The sequence below is a fragment of the Pseudomonas siliginis genome (assembly GCF_019145195.1).
GTDB lineage: Bacteria > Pseudomonadota > Gammaproteobacteria > Pseudomonadales > Pseudomonadaceae > Aquipseudomonas > Aquipseudomonas siliginis.
This window is the reverse complement of sequence record NZ_JAHSTW010000001.1, coordinates 841528-857130: the sequence shown is the minus strand read 5'-3', so window position 1 is coordinate 857130 and position 15603 is coordinate 841528. Positions and strand designations below refer to the sequence as shown.

General features: G+C 61.4%; 15 protein-coding genes. 8 read left to right on the top strand and 7 right to left on the bottom strand.

Translation table 11 applies throughout. The features are described from left to right. Positions 1–4: 4 nt before the first annotated feature. The gene (gene ftrA, locus KVG87_RS03705; RefSeq protein ID WP_217849312.1) at positions 5–994 is read right to left on the bottom strand and encodes a transcriptional regulator FtrA; all 990 of its coding nucleotides are present in this window, start codon (positions 992–994) and stop codon (positions 5–7) included. A 101-nt stretch (positions 995–1095) separates the two neighbouring features. Between ftrA and KVG87_RS03700 the strand changes: the two genes are divergently transcribed. From KVG87_RS03700 to KVG87_RS03685, 4 genes are all read left to right on the top strand, one after another. Next, complete coding sequence (locus tag KVG87_RS03700; RefSeq protein WP_217849310.1) at positions 1096–1524, top strand: rhodanese-like domain-containing protein; 429 nt, start codon at positions 1096–1098, stop codon at positions 1522–1524. Between the two features lie 268 nt (positions 1525–1792). Beyond that, positions 1793–2572, top strand: coding sequence for an ABC transporter substrate-binding protein (locus tag KVG87_RS03695; protein ID WP_024013359.1), 780 nt, complete (start codon positions 1793–1795; stop codon positions 2570–2572). A gap of 199 nt (positions 2573–2771) precedes the next feature. Further along, positions 2772–3884 (top strand): succinylglutamate desuccinylase/aspartoacylase family protein, encoded by a 1113-nt coding sequence (locus tag KVG87_RS03690; RefSeq protein ID WP_217849307.1) that lies wholly within the window; start codon positions 2772–2774, stop codon positions 3882–3884. Between the two features lie 180 nt (positions 3885–4064). Next, a complete protein-coding gene (locus tag KVG87_RS03685; protein ID WP_076563453.1) occupies positions 4065–4781 on the top strand; it encodes an alpha/beta hydrolase in 717 nt (238 codons plus the stop codon). On the opposite strand, the gene KVG87_RS03680 is transcribed toward KVG87_RS03685, so the two are convergent. After that, positions 4771–5328 (bottom strand): DcrB/PsbP domain-containing protein, encoded by a 558-nt coding sequence (locus KVG87_RS03680; RefSeq protein ID WP_076563452.1) that lies wholly within the window; start codon positions 5326–5328, stop codon positions 4771–4773. The two genes, KVG87_RS03685 and KVG87_RS03680, sit on opposite strands and share 11 nt — an antisense overlap. Positions 5329–5413: 85 nt before the next feature. Next, a complete protein-coding gene (locus KVG87_RS03675; RefSeq protein WP_217849305.1) occupies positions 5414–6187 on the bottom strand; it encodes a hypothetical protein in 774 nt (257 codons plus the stop codon). A gap of 146 nt (positions 6188–6333) precedes the next feature. Here KVG87_RS03675 and KVG87_RS03670 point away from each other — a divergent pair, with 146 nt between their 5' ends. The 4 genes from KVG87_RS03670 to KVG87_RS03655 all read left to right on the top strand — a co-directional run bounded on the left by KVG87_RS03670 (position 6334) and on the right by KVG87_RS03655 (position 10471). After that, positions 6334–6870 (top strand): chalcone isomerase family protein, encoded by a 537-nt coding sequence (locus KVG87_RS03670; RefSeq protein WP_076563450.1) that lies wholly within the window; start codon positions 6334–6336, stop codon positions 6868–6870. Between the two features lie 80 nt (positions 6871–6950). Then, on the top strand, positions 6951–8270 hold the full coding sequence (locus KVG87_RS03665; protein ID WP_217849303.1) for an Nramp family divalent metal transporter: 1320 nt from the start codon (positions 6951–6953) through the stop codon (positions 8268–8270). 162 nt (positions 8271–8432) lie between these two features. Then, positions 8433–9653: a putative DNA modification/repair radical SAM protein gene (locus tag KVG87_RS03660; RefSeq protein ID WP_217849301.1), complete on the top strand. Its 1221-nt coding sequence runs from the start codon at positions 8433–8435 to the stop codon at positions 9651–9653. Beyond that, on the top strand, positions 9650–10471 hold the full coding sequence (locus KVG87_RS03655; RefSeq protein WP_123442174.1) for a TIGR03915 family putative DNA repair protein: 822 nt from the start codon (positions 9650–9652) through the stop codon (positions 10469–10471). The genes KVG87_RS03660 and KVG87_RS03655 overlap by 4 nt, the downstream gene beginning before the upstream one ends. A 149-nt stretch (positions 10472–10620) precedes the next feature. Here KVG87_RS03655 and KVG87_RS03650 read toward each other — a convergent pair whose 3' ends face one another. The 4 genes from KVG87_RS03650 to KVG87_RS03635 form a co-directional block, all read right to left on the bottom strand. Then, positions 10621–11640 (bottom strand): branched-chain amino acid aminotransferase, encoded by a 1020-nt coding sequence (locus tag KVG87_RS03650; RefSeq protein WP_041476992.1) that lies wholly within the window; start codon positions 11638–11640, stop codon positions 10621–10623. Between the two features lie 251 nt (positions 11641–11891). Next, the gene (gene lpdA, locus KVG87_RS03645) at positions 11892–13265 is read right to left on the bottom strand and encodes a dihydrolipoyl dehydrogenase (RefSeq protein ID WP_217849299.1); all 1374 of its coding nucleotides are present in this window, start codon (positions 13263–13265) and stop codon (positions 11892–11894) included. 4 nt (positions 13266–13269) lie between these two features. Then, entirely contained in the window at positions 13270–14544 is a 1275-nt protein-coding gene (locus KVG87_RS03640) for a dihydrolipoamide acetyltransferase family protein (RefSeq protein WP_217849297.1), read from the bottom strand. Continuing rightward, positions 14545–15603, bottom strand: a complete 1059-nt coding sequence (locus KVG87_RS03635) for an alpha-ketoacid dehydrogenase subunit beta (RefSeq protein WP_003224000.1) — start codon at positions 15601–15603, stop codon at positions 14545–14547.

Sequence of the window (15603 nt, the reverse complement as noted above, 5' to 3'; positions counted from 1 at the left end):
GCCCTTAAAACGCTGTGGAATGGAGCGAAAGCTTGTTGCTTCTCCCAAATCGCTCCCGATAAACCGACGGCGGTACGCCCACCACGCTGCGAAACGCCACACGAAAGCTCTCCACCGAGCGATAGCCGCAGCGTTGGGCGATTTGCTCGGTGTGTTCATGGGTGCTCTCGAGCAGCTCTCGCGCTCGCGCCAGGCGTTCATGTTGCAGCCACGCCTTGGGCGTTTGCCCGCTGGCTTCGGTGAAGCGCCGCAAAAACGTGCGCTCGCTCATCGCCGCTTCGCTGGCCAGATCGCGGACTTCCAGTGGTTCGTGCAGGCGTTCGCGGGCCCATTGCATGACGCGCGACAGGTCGCTGCGGGGTGTCGGGCTGACCGGGGTGGGGATGAATTGGGCCTGGCCGCCGGTGCGTTGTGGCGACATGACCAGTCGCCGCGCGACGGCGTTGGCGACCTGCGTGCCGAAGTCACGTGTCACCAGATGCAGGCAGGCGTCGATGCCGGCGGCGCTTCCGGCGGAGGTGATCAGTTGGCCGGCGTCGACGTAGAGCACGTCCGGATCGACCTCGATCGCAGGGTAGCGTTGCGCCAGTTCGCTGGTGTAGCGCCAGTGAGTGGTGGCGCGGTGGCCGTCGAGCAGGCCGCTGGCGGCGAGGACGAACACGCCCGAGCAGATCGACAGCAACCGCGCGCCTCGGTCATGGGCCTGACGCAACGCGTCGATCAGCGCTGGCGGTACCGGGGCATCGCGGTCGCGCCAGCCCGGAATGACGATGGTGCGCGCTGCGGCGAGCAGTTCCAAGCCGCCATCGGCCAGCACCTGAATGCCACCCATGGCGCGCATCGGGCCTGGATCGACTGCGGCAATCGCATGCTCGTACCAAGGGAAATCGAACTCTGGCCGGGCCAGGCCGAAGATCTCCACGGCAATGCCGAACTCGAACGTGCAGAGGCCATCGTAGGCCAGAATGGCAACCAGATTGGGCTGAGTGGGCATTTGGCGGCAAACTCCCGGTCGGTGTCTTGCACGCCACTGTAGCGTCAAGCGGTGGCTCGATAAAGTCTGTTCATCCCCCACAGACAAAGGAGCAACACAACATGACCAGCCTGGTTCGCGAAATCCCCGCCGCACCTTCGGCGATTGCCCTGATGCATTTCAGCAATCGTCTGACCTTCGAAACCGATTGTTCCGACGTGTTCAGTAGCCAAGAGGCCGGGGAGGTCGATTTTGTTCTGGTGGATGTGCGCGGCCCATTGGCGTTCGAGCGCGGCCATGTACCCGGCGCGATCAATATCCCGACACGCTTGCTCACGGCGGAGCGCTTGGCCGATTACCCGAAAAGCACGTTGGTCGTGGTCTATTGCGCAGGGCCGCATTGCAATGGGGCGAACAAGGCTGCGGTGAAGCTCGCGGCGTTGGGTTATCCGGTGAAAGAGATGATCGGCGGCGTCACCGGATGGCTCGATGAAGGTTTCGAACTGAGCGCGGCGTCAGTCGCCAATACACCTGTCGCCTGCGAATGCTGACGTTTCTGTAGATACAAGGAGCTGCCGGAGGATCGGCGCTTCTTGCTCTTAAAACAGTCTTGTCCTACAGCCTTCGCACCACCACGGCGCACGCCTTGACCCTCGTCAATGCGTGCGCCGATGTTCTGTAAGTAATTGTCGCTTAAAAACAATTGCCTCCGTGCGCGCCGCCATAGACTGCCGGCCACGTCGGTTTTTGCCGTTAGAACGCCATGACCGAACGCTGACTCGAAAGCTGCCAATAAAAGCCTCCGCACGGGAGTAATAAATGAAAAAGCTAGTGATGTTCGGTGCCCTGGCACTGTCGATGTTGTCCCTGACCGCTGTGGCCGAAGACGCCAAGCCGATCCGCATCGGTATCGAAGCCGGGTACCCGCCATTTTCGATGAAAACCCCTGACGGCAAACTCACTGGTTTTGACGTGGACATCGGTGACGCGCTGTGCGCGCAGATGAAAGTCAAATGCACGTGGGTCGAGCAAGAGTTCGATGGCCTGATCCCGGCACTCAAAGTGAAAAAAATCGACGCGATCCTGTCGTCGATGACCATCACTGACGATCGCAAGAAGAACGTCGACTTCACCATCAAGTACTACCACACCCCGGCACGCTTCGTGATGAAGGAAGGCTCCGGCGTGAAAGACCCGCTGACCGAACTCAAGGGCAAGAAAGTCGGCGTGCTGCGTGCCAGTACCCATGACCGCTACGCGACCGAAGTGCTGGTTCCGGCCGGGATCGAACTGGTGCGCTACGGCTCGCAGCAGGAAGCCAACCTCGACATGGTGTCCGGGCGTATCGACGCGATGCTGGCTGACTCGGTCAACCTCAGCGACGGTTTCCTGAAAACCGATGCCGGCAAAGGTTTCGAATTCGTCGGTCCGACCTACGAAGACGCCAAGTACTTCGGCGGCGGCGCTGGCATTGCCGTGCGCAAGGGCGATACCGCACTGGCTGAGCAATTCAACAAAGCCATCACCGAAATCCGCGCCAATGGCGAGTACAAGAAAGTCCAGGACAAGTACTTCGACTTTGACGTGTACGGCCATTAATACGCCGTGAAAAAAAGTGGCCCCGTTTGCGCGGTGGCCACTTTTTTTATGTTTTTTTATTGATGGAAATTCTCTGTGGGAGCGAGCCTGCTCGCGAAAGCGGTCTGACATTCGACATCGTCATCGTCTGACCTGACGCATTCGCGAGCAGGCTCGCTCCCACAGGGATTTGCGTAACCCAGCTATTAAGGAGTTTTCCATGCAACGCATCGACCACGTTCTGCCCTGGAGCCATTTGGGCAGCGAGCGCTCCCTCAGCGTGTTCCGCTACGGCGCCGGCAGCCGCAAGGTGTACATTCAGGCCAGCCTGCACGCCGATGAACTGCCGGGCATGCGTACCGCGTGGGAACTCAAGCTGCGCTTGAACGAACTGGAACGGCAGGGGCGTTTGCAGGGCGTTATCGAACTGGCGCCGGTGGCCAATCCGATCGGCCTGGATCAGCATCTGCAAGGCAATCACATGGGCCGCTTCGAATTGGGCAGCGGCAAGAATTTCAACCGCGCATTCGTCGAACTGAGCGCCCCGGTCGCTGCGCTGGTGGGCGAGCGTCTGGGCGCGGATGCCGAGGCCAATGTCGCGCTGATCCGCCAGGCCATGGCTCAGGTCTTCGAAGAATTAACGGCGCCGGCATCGCAACTGGAAGCCTTGCACCGCTTGTTGCTGCGCCATGCCTGCGACGCCGACATCACCCTCGACTTGCACTGCGACTTCGACGCTGCGATTCACCTCTATGCGCTGCCGCAACACTGGCCGCAGTGGCAATCGCTGGCGGCGCGGTTGCAGGCCGGCGTGGCATTGCTCTGCGAGGACTCCGGTGGCAGCTCATTCGATGAGTCGTGCTCGACGCCGTGGCTGCGTCTGGCCAAAGCATTCCCGGACGCGGCGATTCCGGCGGCGAATCTGGCGACGACGCTGGAGCTGGGCAGCATGGGCGACACCCGCGTCGATCAGGCTCAGGCCAATTGCGAAGCGATTCTGGGCTTTCTCGCCGAGCAGGGTTTCATCAGCGGCGAATGGCCGGCGGCGCCGAGCGAATGTTGTGAAGGTCTGCCGTTCGAAGGCACCGAATACCTGTTCGCCCCGCACCATGGCGTGGTCAGTTTCTTGCGCAATGCCGGCGAGTGGGTAGAGCAGGGCGATGCGCTGTTCGAGGTTGTTGACCCGTTGCAGGATCGCGTGACCACCGTGCGCGCCGGCACCAGCGGGGTGCTGTTTGCGATTGATCGCGGGCGTTATACCGAGCCGGGGATCTGGCAGGCGAAAGTGGCGGGGCGGGTGCCGTTTCGTACCGGCAAGCTGACGAACGACTGACAGGTTGCGGTAAATGTGCGGGCCTCTTCGCGAGCAGGCTCGCTCCCACAAGGGAACGCATTTCAACGGTGGGAGCGAGCCTGCTCGCGAAAGGGCCATCAGCCACGCCACAAAATTTGGATCCTCAGCCGAGAATGTTAGGCTCCCCGCGAACCCGACACTCTGTGAAGGAACGCTGCAATGCTGAAATTGTTCGCCCTGCTGACCCTGCTCGCATCCACCGCCGTTCACGCGCAAACCACCCTGCAATCCGACTTGCCACTCAAGTACCTCGAACAGGTCCACGCCGACGCTGAACCACGTCCGCTGGTGATTTTCCTGCACGGTTACGGCAGTAACGAGGCCGATCTGATCGGCATGAAGTTTCAGCTGCCGGCGCAGTACAACTACCTTTCCGTGCGCGCGCCGATGACGTTGGGTGAAGGACGTTACCAGTGGTTTCGCAAGAAGGGCGAAGGCGCCTACAACGGCGAGACCGATGATCTGAAGGTCAGCGGTCAGAAGCTGCGCGACTTTATCACCCAGGCGGCGAAGAAATATCACGCCGCGCCCGACAAGGTGTACCTGATCGGCTTCAGCCAGGGCGCGATGATGAGCTACGAAGTGGGCCTGCGCGCGCCAGCGGTCGTGGGCGGGTTTGCCGCGTTGAGCGGGCGCTTGTTGCCGGTGCTCAAAGCCGAACTCAAGCCCGGGCAAGCGCCACTGCCGCTGAGCATTTTTATCGGCCACGGCACCGCTGATGATCCGGTGCCTTACCGTCACGGCACCGAGGCCAACGCGCTATTGCAGAAGCTCGATTACCAGCCCGAGTTTCACGCGTATCCGGGCGTCGGCCACAGCATCAGTGCGGCCGAGTTGCGCGATCTGAATGGCTGGTTGCAGCGGCTCAATCCTTGACGATGGCTTTGACCAGGGCATCGTGAGCTTTCTTGTCGCTGGCGCGGGAAATCACCTGCACCAGCGCCATCTTCGTCCCCGAGCCGGCCAGCAATGTGGTGTTCAGGGTTTGGCCACCGCCCTGAGTGGCGGTGCTGTCAACCTGACGCAGCCCCAGGCCGGTGCCTTTCTGGGTCAGGCTTTTTTCGCTGAGCTTGTTGAAGTCCGGCAGGGCCTTGCGCTGATCGTCGATGAAACTCGACACGCTGCCGTCGAGAAACTCACCGTCGTTGTCCTTGACGTTCTGCCCAGCCGGGATCTGGTTTTCGGCGGCGATGACCACGGTTTTGGTGGTCTGGTTGGTGTACATCGTGCCCTTGGCCCCGCTCGGGCTGGCGGGCAGCGGGTCGGCGACAAAGCCTTTGGGCAGGACGAAGGCGAATTTGCCGTCGAGCAGCGTAACCTTCTCGGTTTTGACCTTTTCCTTGGCGGCGTGCGCGTTGATCGCGGCGAAACCGGCGACGGCCGCCAGCATCAGGACGACGGCTTTTTTGCTCAACAATGACATCTGAAATCTCCGGGAAATGGTCGCGCGAGGCGGGCGATCATCCCACGGAGCGTGCCGGGCGTTCCAGCGCGATTCGTCCGGGCGGTTATTGCGCTTGCGCCTTGGCCAATGGCCGCGCCAGCAGACGCCGGGTCACCCCGAGCATGGCCACCGACACTGCCACGCCTACGACAAAACCGCTGAGGCCCATGCTCGGCAGCGTCAGGGCCGACACCAGGCAAAACGCCGAGAACGAATACATGCCGGTCGCCGTTGCGCGCAATAACGCAGCGGTAAACGCCGGGCCGCGGGTTTGTTGCGAGAACACCGCCATCACGCTGCCAAGCACCGGAAACACCGCGAGCAGGCCGCTCCAGCGTTCGCCGACGGTGCTGGCGAGCATCGTCACCACCAGCGTCAGCGCCGCACCGGCGATCATCCGCCAGATCAGTTTGTCCGACTTCGGTGCTGGCCCGTTCAACACCGGCTGCACCTCGGGGAACAGATAAGGCGAAGCGAGCAGTGCCACCGCTGCCGCAATCACCGAGAACGGCAAGGACGCCGGAATCACCGACAAGACTGCCGCCAGCGCGGCCCACACCGCCAACGAAATGGTCAACGCCCACGGCCAGTTCGCCCGCTGCGCCACCTGCGCATAAGTGATGCAGAAAGCGATCATCGCGAACATTGCCGACAGCGCCGCGACCGCCGATTGCGCGGCAAATTGCGGCCCTTGTTCGATCGCCAGAAAGAACAGAATCGGCCCGACCACCACCGGCAATCCCGACAGCCACCCAGCCACGCTCGGCCCCCAGCGCTTGCCCGCCAGGGAAATCAGCAGGAGAAAACCGGGAATCAGCAGCAATTTCAGGATCAGCACGCGTGTGTCTCCGTCGGGTCAGGATGAGCCACGTTAGCACTGCCGACTAAAGATTGCTGCCTATGTTCAAAATTTTTGTATACAAAAATTCAGGCGCGAATCCGGCTATGCTTTGATCATCAGAATGCAGCGGAGACGATACGGCGATGAACAGAACACCCAAGCTCGTTCGTGGCTGTTGTGGCATCGGTTTATGGGCGCTGTTGCTGACGCCGACGTGGGCCAATTGGCAGGACGCAGTGCCGGGCGCGCAAATCATCGGCAGCGGCGATTTCAGCGTGTTCGGCTTCGACGTTTACAGCGCGCGCTTGTGGAGTGCCGCGCGGCCTCTGGCGGATGGCCAGCCGTTTGCTCTGGAGCTGATCTACCGGCGCAACATCTCGCGCGACGATCTGGTCAGCACCAGCGTCGATGAGATCAAACGCCTGGCCGGTTCCCGGGTCACTTCAGCGCAATTGGCCGGCTGGCAGACGCAGATGCAACAGTCGTTTGTCGACGTGCAGGCCGGTACACGGATCACCGGCGTATATCTGCCGGGGCAGGGCGCGCGGTTTTTTGTCGGGCAGAAGCTCCAGCATGAGATTGAGGATCCGCAGTTTGCCAAGGCGTTTTTCGATATCTGGCTGGATCCACGAACACGCAGTCCCGAGTTGCGCGAGCAGTTGCTGGGCGTGAACCCATAGGTTCAGTGATCTTTGCGCTTCAAGGCATCAGGCGAAACGACTAAGCTGCCGGGCTCCCGTTTTTGTTTCTGGATGTGTGCGTGAAATTCAGCTTGCCCAAAATCGCCACCGCGCCGTTTTGCCCGCCGGAAGTGGCCGGCAGTGTCGCGGTCGATCCGACTGCCTCGTTCTTCAAACGTGTGCTGCGTTTCGCCGGTCCCGGTTTGCTGGTGTCGATCGGCTACATGGACCCGGGCAATTGGGCCACTGCGATCGAGGCCGGTTCGCGTTTTGGCTACAGCCTGTTGTTCGTCGTGTTGCTGGCGAGTCTGGCAGGCATGGTGGTGCAGTGCCTGTGCTCGCGGTTAGGCATCGCCACCGGGCGCGATCTGGCGCAGTTGTCCCGCGAGCGCTACAGCACCCCGACTGCGCGCTTGCAATGGATATTGGCGGAAATCTCGATCATCGCCACCGACCTCGCCGAAGTGCTTGGCTGCGCCTTGGCGTTTCACTTGCTGCTCGGCTGTTCGCTGACCTTCGGTATCGCTCTGACGGCGTTCGACACGTTGCTGGTGCTGGCCTTGCAGAACCGGGGGTTCCGCCGGCTCGAAGCGATCATGCTGGTGCTGGTCGCGACCATCGGTGTGTGTTTCTTCGTCGAATTGTTGTTGATCAAACCCTATTGGCCAGACGTGGCGCTGGGCTTCAAACCCTCGCTGTCGGCTATTGGCGATGCGGCGCCGCTGTATCTGGCCATTGGCATCCTCGGCGCCACAGTGATGCCGCATAACCTGTATCTGCACACCTCGATCGTGCAGACGCGGATGATCGGCAAGGACCTGGCGAGCAAGCAGGACGCGGTGAAACTCGCGCGTATCGACACCATTGGTTCGCTGGCCCTGGCGCTGCTGGTCAACGCGGCGATCCTGATTCTCGCGGCGGCGGCGTTTCACCAGTCCGGACACACCGATGTGGTCGACATTCAGGACGCGTATCACCTGCTCGACCCGCTGGTTGGCGGTGCGCTGGCCAGTGTGCTGTTCGGCGTGGCGCTGCTCGCGTCGGGGCAGAGTTCGACCTTCACCGGGACCATCGCCGGGCAGGTCATCATGGAAGGCTATCTGAACCTGCGCATCCCGTGCTGGCAGCGGCGTTTGATCACCCGCGGGCTGGCGCTGATTCCGGCGTTCATCGGCGTCTGGCTCATGGGCGATAACGCGATCGGCAAGTTGCTGGTGTTGAGCCAGGTCGTGCTCAGCCTGCAACTGCCGTTTGCCTTGTACCCGCTGATTCGCATGACCAACGACAAACGGCTGATGGGGCCGTTTGTGAATCGCTGGCCCACGCGGGTGCTGGCCTGGGGGCTGTTTGTGTTGATCAGCGGGGCGAACAGCTGGTTGATATTGCAGTGGGAGGTTTGATCACTGTGTTGCGGTGACTGGCAGGGCCTCTTCGCGAGCTCGCTCCCACTGGTTGCGCGGTTGGTCGCAATTCAGATGGCCAGCCGACGAGGGGTCATCCATCAACTTGTTTCCCGGCGGGCGAGCCTATACTGTATATGCACACAGTAAAGAGCCCGCGCCATGCAAATCATCGACAAGCTGAGCATCCTCGCCGACGCCGCCAAGTACGACGCCTCCTGCGCCAGCAGCGGTGCGCCCAAGCGCAGCTCCGAGGGCAAGAGCGGGCTCGGTTCGACAGACGGCATGGGCATTTGCCACAGCTACACGCCGGACGGGCGCTGTGTGTCGTTGCTGAAAATCCTGCTGACCAACTTCTGTCTTTACGATTGCCAGTACTGCGTCAACCGCCGTTCCAGCGATGTGCCACGTGCGCGCTTCACTCCGGAAGAAGTCGTGACGCTGACCATGGATTTCTACCGCCGCAACTGCGTCAGCGGCCTGTTTCTCAGCTCCGGGATCATCCGCTCGGCGGACTACACCATGGAGCAACTGGTGCGCGTCGCCAAGTTGCTGCGTGAAAAGCACGAATTTCGCGGCTACATCCATTTAAAGACCATTCCGGAAGCGGATCCGGCCTTGATCGAAGAAGCCGGGCGCTATGCCGATCGCCTCAGCGTCAACATCGAACTGCCCACCGATGCCAGCCTGCAGACACTGGCGCCGGAGAAGGACATCACCTCGATCAAGCAAGCGATGAACACCATCTACACCGGCGTGCAAACAGTGTTGAACGAGCCGCGCTCGGCAAAATTCGCCCCGGCCGGGCAGAGCACGCAATTGATCGTCGGTGCCGATGACACCGACGACAGCACCATCCTCCACAGCGCCCAGTCGCTGTACGGCAACTTCCGTTTGCGCCGGGTCTATTACTCGGCGTTCAGCCCGATCCCCGACAGCCCGAAAAGCGTACCGCTCGCCGCGCCGCCGCTGATGCGCGAGCACCGTTTGTATCAGGCTGATTTCCTCCTACGCAGCTACGGCTACAGCGCTGACGAACTGCTCAAAGGCCCGGGCAATCTGGCGCTCGATATCGACCCGAAGCTGGCCTGGGCGCTGGAAAATCGCGAAGTGTTTCCGCTGGACCTCAATCGTGCCGACGCGACGTTGATCGCGCGCATCCCCGGCATTGGCTTGCGCACCACGGAGCGCCTGGTCGAGCTGCGCCGTCAGCGCCGCATCCGTTACGAAGACGTGGCGCGGATGCGCTGCGTGCTGGCCAAGGCCAAGCCGTTCATCATCACCAGCGATTACCACCCGCAACAGGCGGAAGTCACCAGCCACATGCTCTACCAGCAATTGCGTGACCGGCCGATGCCGCAGCAGATGGGGTTGTGGGGATGATCAGTCTTGATTGCGACGATCTGTTCGACACCTGGCGCCAGCAGGCGCGCTGGTTGCTCAGCCATGAAATCGATCCGAGTCTGGTGAGCTGGGCGGCGGAAGGGGTGGGCGATCTGTTTGCCAGTGATGATCACGTGCCCGAAGGTCAGGGGCCGTTTCAGGCGCGTATTCCCCGTGCGCTGCTCGCCACCCTCGAACAAGCGGCGCGCTATCGCGGCGAGCAACGCTGGAGCCTGTTGTATGAAGTGCTCTGGCGCGTCAGTCACGGCGACCGCACGGCGATGATGGCGGGCGACAAGCTCGGCAGCGAGTTGCAGCGCCGCATCAAGCAGGTCAGCCGCGAGGCCCATCATCTGCATGCGTTTGTGCGTTTCATCGAGCGGCCCAAGGATCTGCCTGGTCCACAATACGTGGCGTGGCACGAACCGGCGCATGACATTCTGCACAGCGCCAGCGAGCACTTTATCGGGCGCATGGGCCAGCATCGCTGGTTGATCGCCACACCGCGTGACGGCGTTTATTACGACGGTGAGCAATTGATTCACGAGCGGCAATGCCCGATTGAATGGCAGCAACTGGCGCAGAACGTCGACGACCCCCACGGCGATTTGTGGTTGACCTACTACAGCCACATCTTCAACCCGGCGCGGTTGAACCCGAAGGTCATGCAAGGGCATCTGCCGGTGCGGTTCTGGAAGAATCTGCCGGAGGGTGAGTTGATACCGGGATTGATCACCCAGGCGCGGATGGGCAAGCAGCAGAATGGGCAGGCGAGCGGAATCGCCAGTCGAGCCGGGAAGCGGATTGCTTTGAAATAGAAGATCGAAAGATCGCAGCCTTCGGCAGGTCTTACAGAGACCGTGTAGGAACTGCCGAAGGCTGCGATCTTTTGATCTTTTGCAGCCCAACAAAAAAGCCCTCCATCAATCACTCAATGGAGGGCTTCTGAGCATCTGCAGTCGTCAGATCAAACCTTGACGATCCAGCCCGCTGGCGCTTCGATGTCGCCGGTCTGCACGCCAGTCAGCTCTTTGTAGAGCTTCTGGGTCACCGGGCCGACCTCGGTTTCGCTGTGGAACACATGCAGGTGATCGTTGTAGCTGATGCCACCGATCGGCGTGATCACCGCAGCGGTACCGCAGGCACCGGCTTCCTTGAAGTCCGCCAGTTTGTCGATCAGCACGTCGCCTTCAACCACTTCCAGGCCCAGACGCGATTTGGCCAGTTCGATCAGCGACAGGCGGGTGATGCCTGGCAGGACCGATGGCGAGTTCGGGGTGACGAACTTGTTGTCGTGGGTGATCCCGAAGAAGTTGGCCGAACCGACTTCCTCGATCTTGGTGTGGGTCATCGGATCGAGGTAGATCGCGTCGGCGAAGTTGGCTTTCTTGGCTTTCGAGCCCGGCATCAGGCTGGCGGCGTAGTTGCCACCGACCTTGGCCGCACCGGTGCCTTGCGGGGCCGCGCGGTCGTAGCTGGAGATCTGGAAGTTGTGCGGGGTCAGGCCACCCTTGAAGTAGGCGCCGACCGGGATGCAGAAGATCGAGAAGATGAACTCGGGTGCGGTGCGTACGCCGATGTTGTCACCGACGCCGATCACGAACGGGCGCAGGTACAGCGCGCCGCCGGTGCCGTACGGCGGGATGAAACGCTCGTTGGCGCGAACCACGGCTTTGCAGGCTTCGATGAACTGCTCGGTGTCGACCGTCGGCATCAGCAGACGCGCGCAGCTGCGCTGCATGCGCAGGGCGTTCTGGTCCGGGCGGAACAGGTTGATCGAGCCGTCCTTGCAGCGATAGGCCTTCATGCCTTCGAAGCACTGCTGGCCATAGTGAAGAGCCGTAGAGCCTTCGCTGATGTGCAGGACGTTATCTTCGGTCAGGGTGCCTTTGTCCCACTCGCCATCGCGGAAGTACGACAGATAGCGCTTGTCGGTCTTGATGTAGTCAAAACCCAGCTTGTCCCAATTGATGCTTTCGTTACCCATGACACCCTCTATCACTGAACAACCGCCGAAACGGTTCAAGGCTTCTGACGTTTTTTTGGATGGGCGCAACAATACTTCATTCTTGAGCGGTTTCGCAGCCGGAATTCGCTCCGCTGATCGTTCCCTCGACTGATCGTTCCCACGCTCTGCGTGGGAATGCCTCATCGGACGCTCCGCGTTCGGCTGTTGGGACGCAGAGCGTCCCGGGCTGCATTCCCACGCGGAGCGTGGGAACGATCAATTTGACGTATTTACAGATGCAGCGCATGCCCCAGCGCCCGCAACGCCGCTTCCTGCACCGCTTCGCCCAAGGTTGGATGGGCATGGATGGTGCCGCCGATGTCTTCCAGTCGCGCGCCCATTTCCAGGCTCTGCGCGAATGCCGTCGACAATTCGGAAACACCGACACCGACCGCCTGCCAGCCGACAATCAGATGATTGTCGCGACGTGCGACCACGCGGACGAAGCCGCTTTTCGATTCCAGGGTCATCGCCCGGCCGTTGGCGGCGAACGGGAAGCTTGCAACGATGCAGTCCAGCCCGGCAGCCTTGGCCTCGTCCGGAGTTTTGCCGACCACCACCAGTTCCGGGTCGGTAAAGCACACGGCGGCGATGGCGGTCGGGTTGAATTCGCGGCGCTTGCCGCTGATCAGCTCGGCAACCATCTCGCCCTGAGCCATGGCGCGGTGGGCCAGCATCGGTTCGCCGCTCACGTCGCCAATGGCGTAGACGTTGCGCATGCTGGTCTGGCAACGGCTGTCGATCCTGATCGCTGAACCGTTCATGTCCAGATTCAGCGCTTCGAGATTAAATCCCTGCGTATTGGGTTTGCGACCGACGGCAACCAGTACCTGATCGGTTTCCAGATTGAGGGTTTCGTCTTCGGGATCGCGCACCTGCAACGTGCCGTCGAAACCCAGCACGCTGTGCTTGAGGTACAGCTTCACACCCAGATGCTTGAGCGCCTCATGCACCGGTTGCGTCAGTTCTGCGTCATAGGCCGGCAGGATGCGGTCCTGCGCCTCGACCACGCTGACTTCGGCGCCGAGCTTGCGATAAGCGATGCCCAGCTCCAGCCCGATGTAACCACCGCCGACCACCACCAGACGCTTCGGCACAGCCGTTGGCGCCAGCGCTTCGGTGGAGGAGATGATCGGCCCGCCAATCGGCAGGATCGGCAGGTTGACGCTGGTCGAACCGGTCGCCAGCACCAGATGTTCGCACTGGATGCGCGTATCGCCGACTTCCACGGTTTTGCCGTCGATGATTTTCGCCCAGCCGTTGATGACCTGAACCTTGTTTTTCTTCAACAGCGCGGCGACGCCAGTGGTCAGGCGATCAACGATGCCGTCCTTCCACTCGACGCTTTTGCTGATATCCAGAGTCGGCGCGGCAACGCTGATGCCGAGCGCCGAATGCTGGCTGTGATGCTGCGTCTGATGAAACTGCTCAGCCACGTGAATCAGCGCTTTCGACGGAATGCAGCCGATATTCAGGCAGGTGCCGCCCAACGATTGGCCTTCGACCAGAATGGTCGGGATACCCAGTTGCCCGGCGCGGATCGCCGTGACGTAACCGCCGGGGCCGCCGCCGATGATCAGCAGGGTGGTGTTCAAAGTCTGCATTCCATTACTCCACAAACAAGGTAGCGGGTTGTTCGAGCAAGCCACGAATGGCCTGAATGAAAAGCGCCGCGTCCATGCCGTCGACCACGCGGTGATCGAAGGAGCTGGAGAGGTTCATCATCTTGCGGATCACCACCTGGCCTTTGACCACCATTGGCCGTTCGACGATTTTGTTTACGCCGACAATGGCCACTTCCGGCAGGTTCAGCACCGGCGTGCTGACAATGCCGCCCAATGCGCCGAGACTGGTCAGAGTAATGGTCGAACCGGACAGCTCATCGCGGCTGGCCTTGCCATTGCGCGCGGCGTTGGCCAAACGCGAAATTTCGGCGGCGCTGTCCCACAGGCTGCGCGCTTCGGCGTGACGCACCACGGGCACCATCAGGCCGACATCGCTTTGCGTGGCGACTCCGACATGCACCGCACCGAGGCGGGTGATGACTTGCGCTTCGTCGTCGTAACGGGCGTTCATCTGCGGAAAGTCGCGCAGGGCCACAACCAGCGCGCGAACAAGGAACGGCAACAAGGTCAACTTGCCACGGCTGGCGCCATGTTTTTCATTCAGATGCGCACGCAGTTCTTCGATCGCGGTGACGTCGATTTCTTCCACATAACTGAAGTGCGCGGCACGCTGAGTAGCATCCTGCATGCGCTGGGCGATCTTGCGGCGCATGCCGATCACTTGAATCTGTTCTTCGTCGTGGCGCTGGGCATAAGCGGCAGCGGCCGGCGCCGAAGCGTTCGACTGACCTTGCGCCAGATAGGTCTCAAGATCCTCATGCAACACGCGACCGGCCGGGCCGCTGCCGCGAACCAGACGCAATTGAATACCCAGATCCAGCGCATGTTTGCGCACGGCTGGCGAGGCCAGTGGGCGCTCATCGGCTTCGCGGGCAACCATCGGGCTTTGGCAAGCAGGAGCAGGAGCAGGGCGCGGCGCGGCTGCAACAGGTTTGCTTTCCACAACGGCTTCAACTGCCGGCGTAACAGGCTCTTTGGTAACAACAGGCGCGGCGGACTCTTTAAGGTTGCCGGCTCCTTCAACCTCGATGCTGATCAGCACACTGCCGACCGCCATCACTTCACCCGGCTGACCACCGAGCGCAATCACTTTCCCGTGCACCGGCGACGGAATATCGACCATCGCCTTGTCGGTCATGACATCCGCCAGCACCTGGTCTTCAACCACCAGATCGCCAACCTTGACGTGCCACTGCGACAGTTCTACTTCTGCGATGCCTTCGCCGATGTCCGGCATCTTGATAACGTGCGTGCCCATTCAGACCTCCATGACCCGTTTCAACGCCGCGCCCACGCGGGACGGCCCTGGGAAATACGCCCACTCCTGCGCGTGCGGGTAGGGAGTGTCCCAACCGGTGACGCGTTCGATCGGCGCTTCCAGGTGATGGAAGCAGTGCTCTTGCACCAGCGATACCAGCTCGGCGCCGAAACCGCAGGTGCGCGTAGCTTCGTGAACCACCACGCAGCGGCCGGTTTTCTTCACCGACTTGACGATGGTTTCCAGGTCCAGCGGCCACAGGCTGCGCAGGTCGATGACTTCGGCATCGACGCCGGATTCTTCGGCAGCGACTTGCGAGACGTAGACGGTGGTGCCGTAGGTCAGCACGGTCACGTCCTTGCCCGGGCGAGTGATCGCGGCAACGTCCAGCGGCACGGTGTAGTAACCGTCCGGCACCTGGGCTTGCGGGTGTTTCGACCACGGGGTTACCGGGCGGTCGTGATGGCCATCGAACGGGCCGTTGTACAGGCGTTTCGGCTCGAGGAAGATCACCGGGTCATCGTTTTCGATGGAGGCGATCAGCAGGCCTTTGGCGTCGTACGGGTTGGACGGCATCACCGTGCGCAGACCGCAGACCTGAGTGAACATCGCCTCGATGCTCTGGCTGTGCGTCTGACCGCCGTAGATGCCGCCGCCGCATGGCATGCGCAGGGTCATCGGTGCGGTGAATTCGCCAGCCGAGCGATAACGCAGGCGCGCCGCTTCGGAGATGATCTGGTCGGAGGCGGGGTAGACGTAGTCGGCGAACTGGATTTCGGCGACCGGACGCAAACCGTAGGCGCCCATGCCGACGGCCACGCCGACGATGCCGCTTTCCGAAATCGGCGCGTCGAACACCCGCGAGGTGCCGTACTTGGTCTGCAGGCCTTCGGTGCAGCGGAACACACCGCCGAAGTAACCGACGTCCTGGCCGAAGACGACGACATTGTCATCACGCTCAAGCATCACATCCATGGCCGAGCGCAGGGCCTGGATCATGGTCATGGTGGTCGTGGTCATGGCGGTTTCCAACTGAATATTGTTGTTGTGATCGTTCAT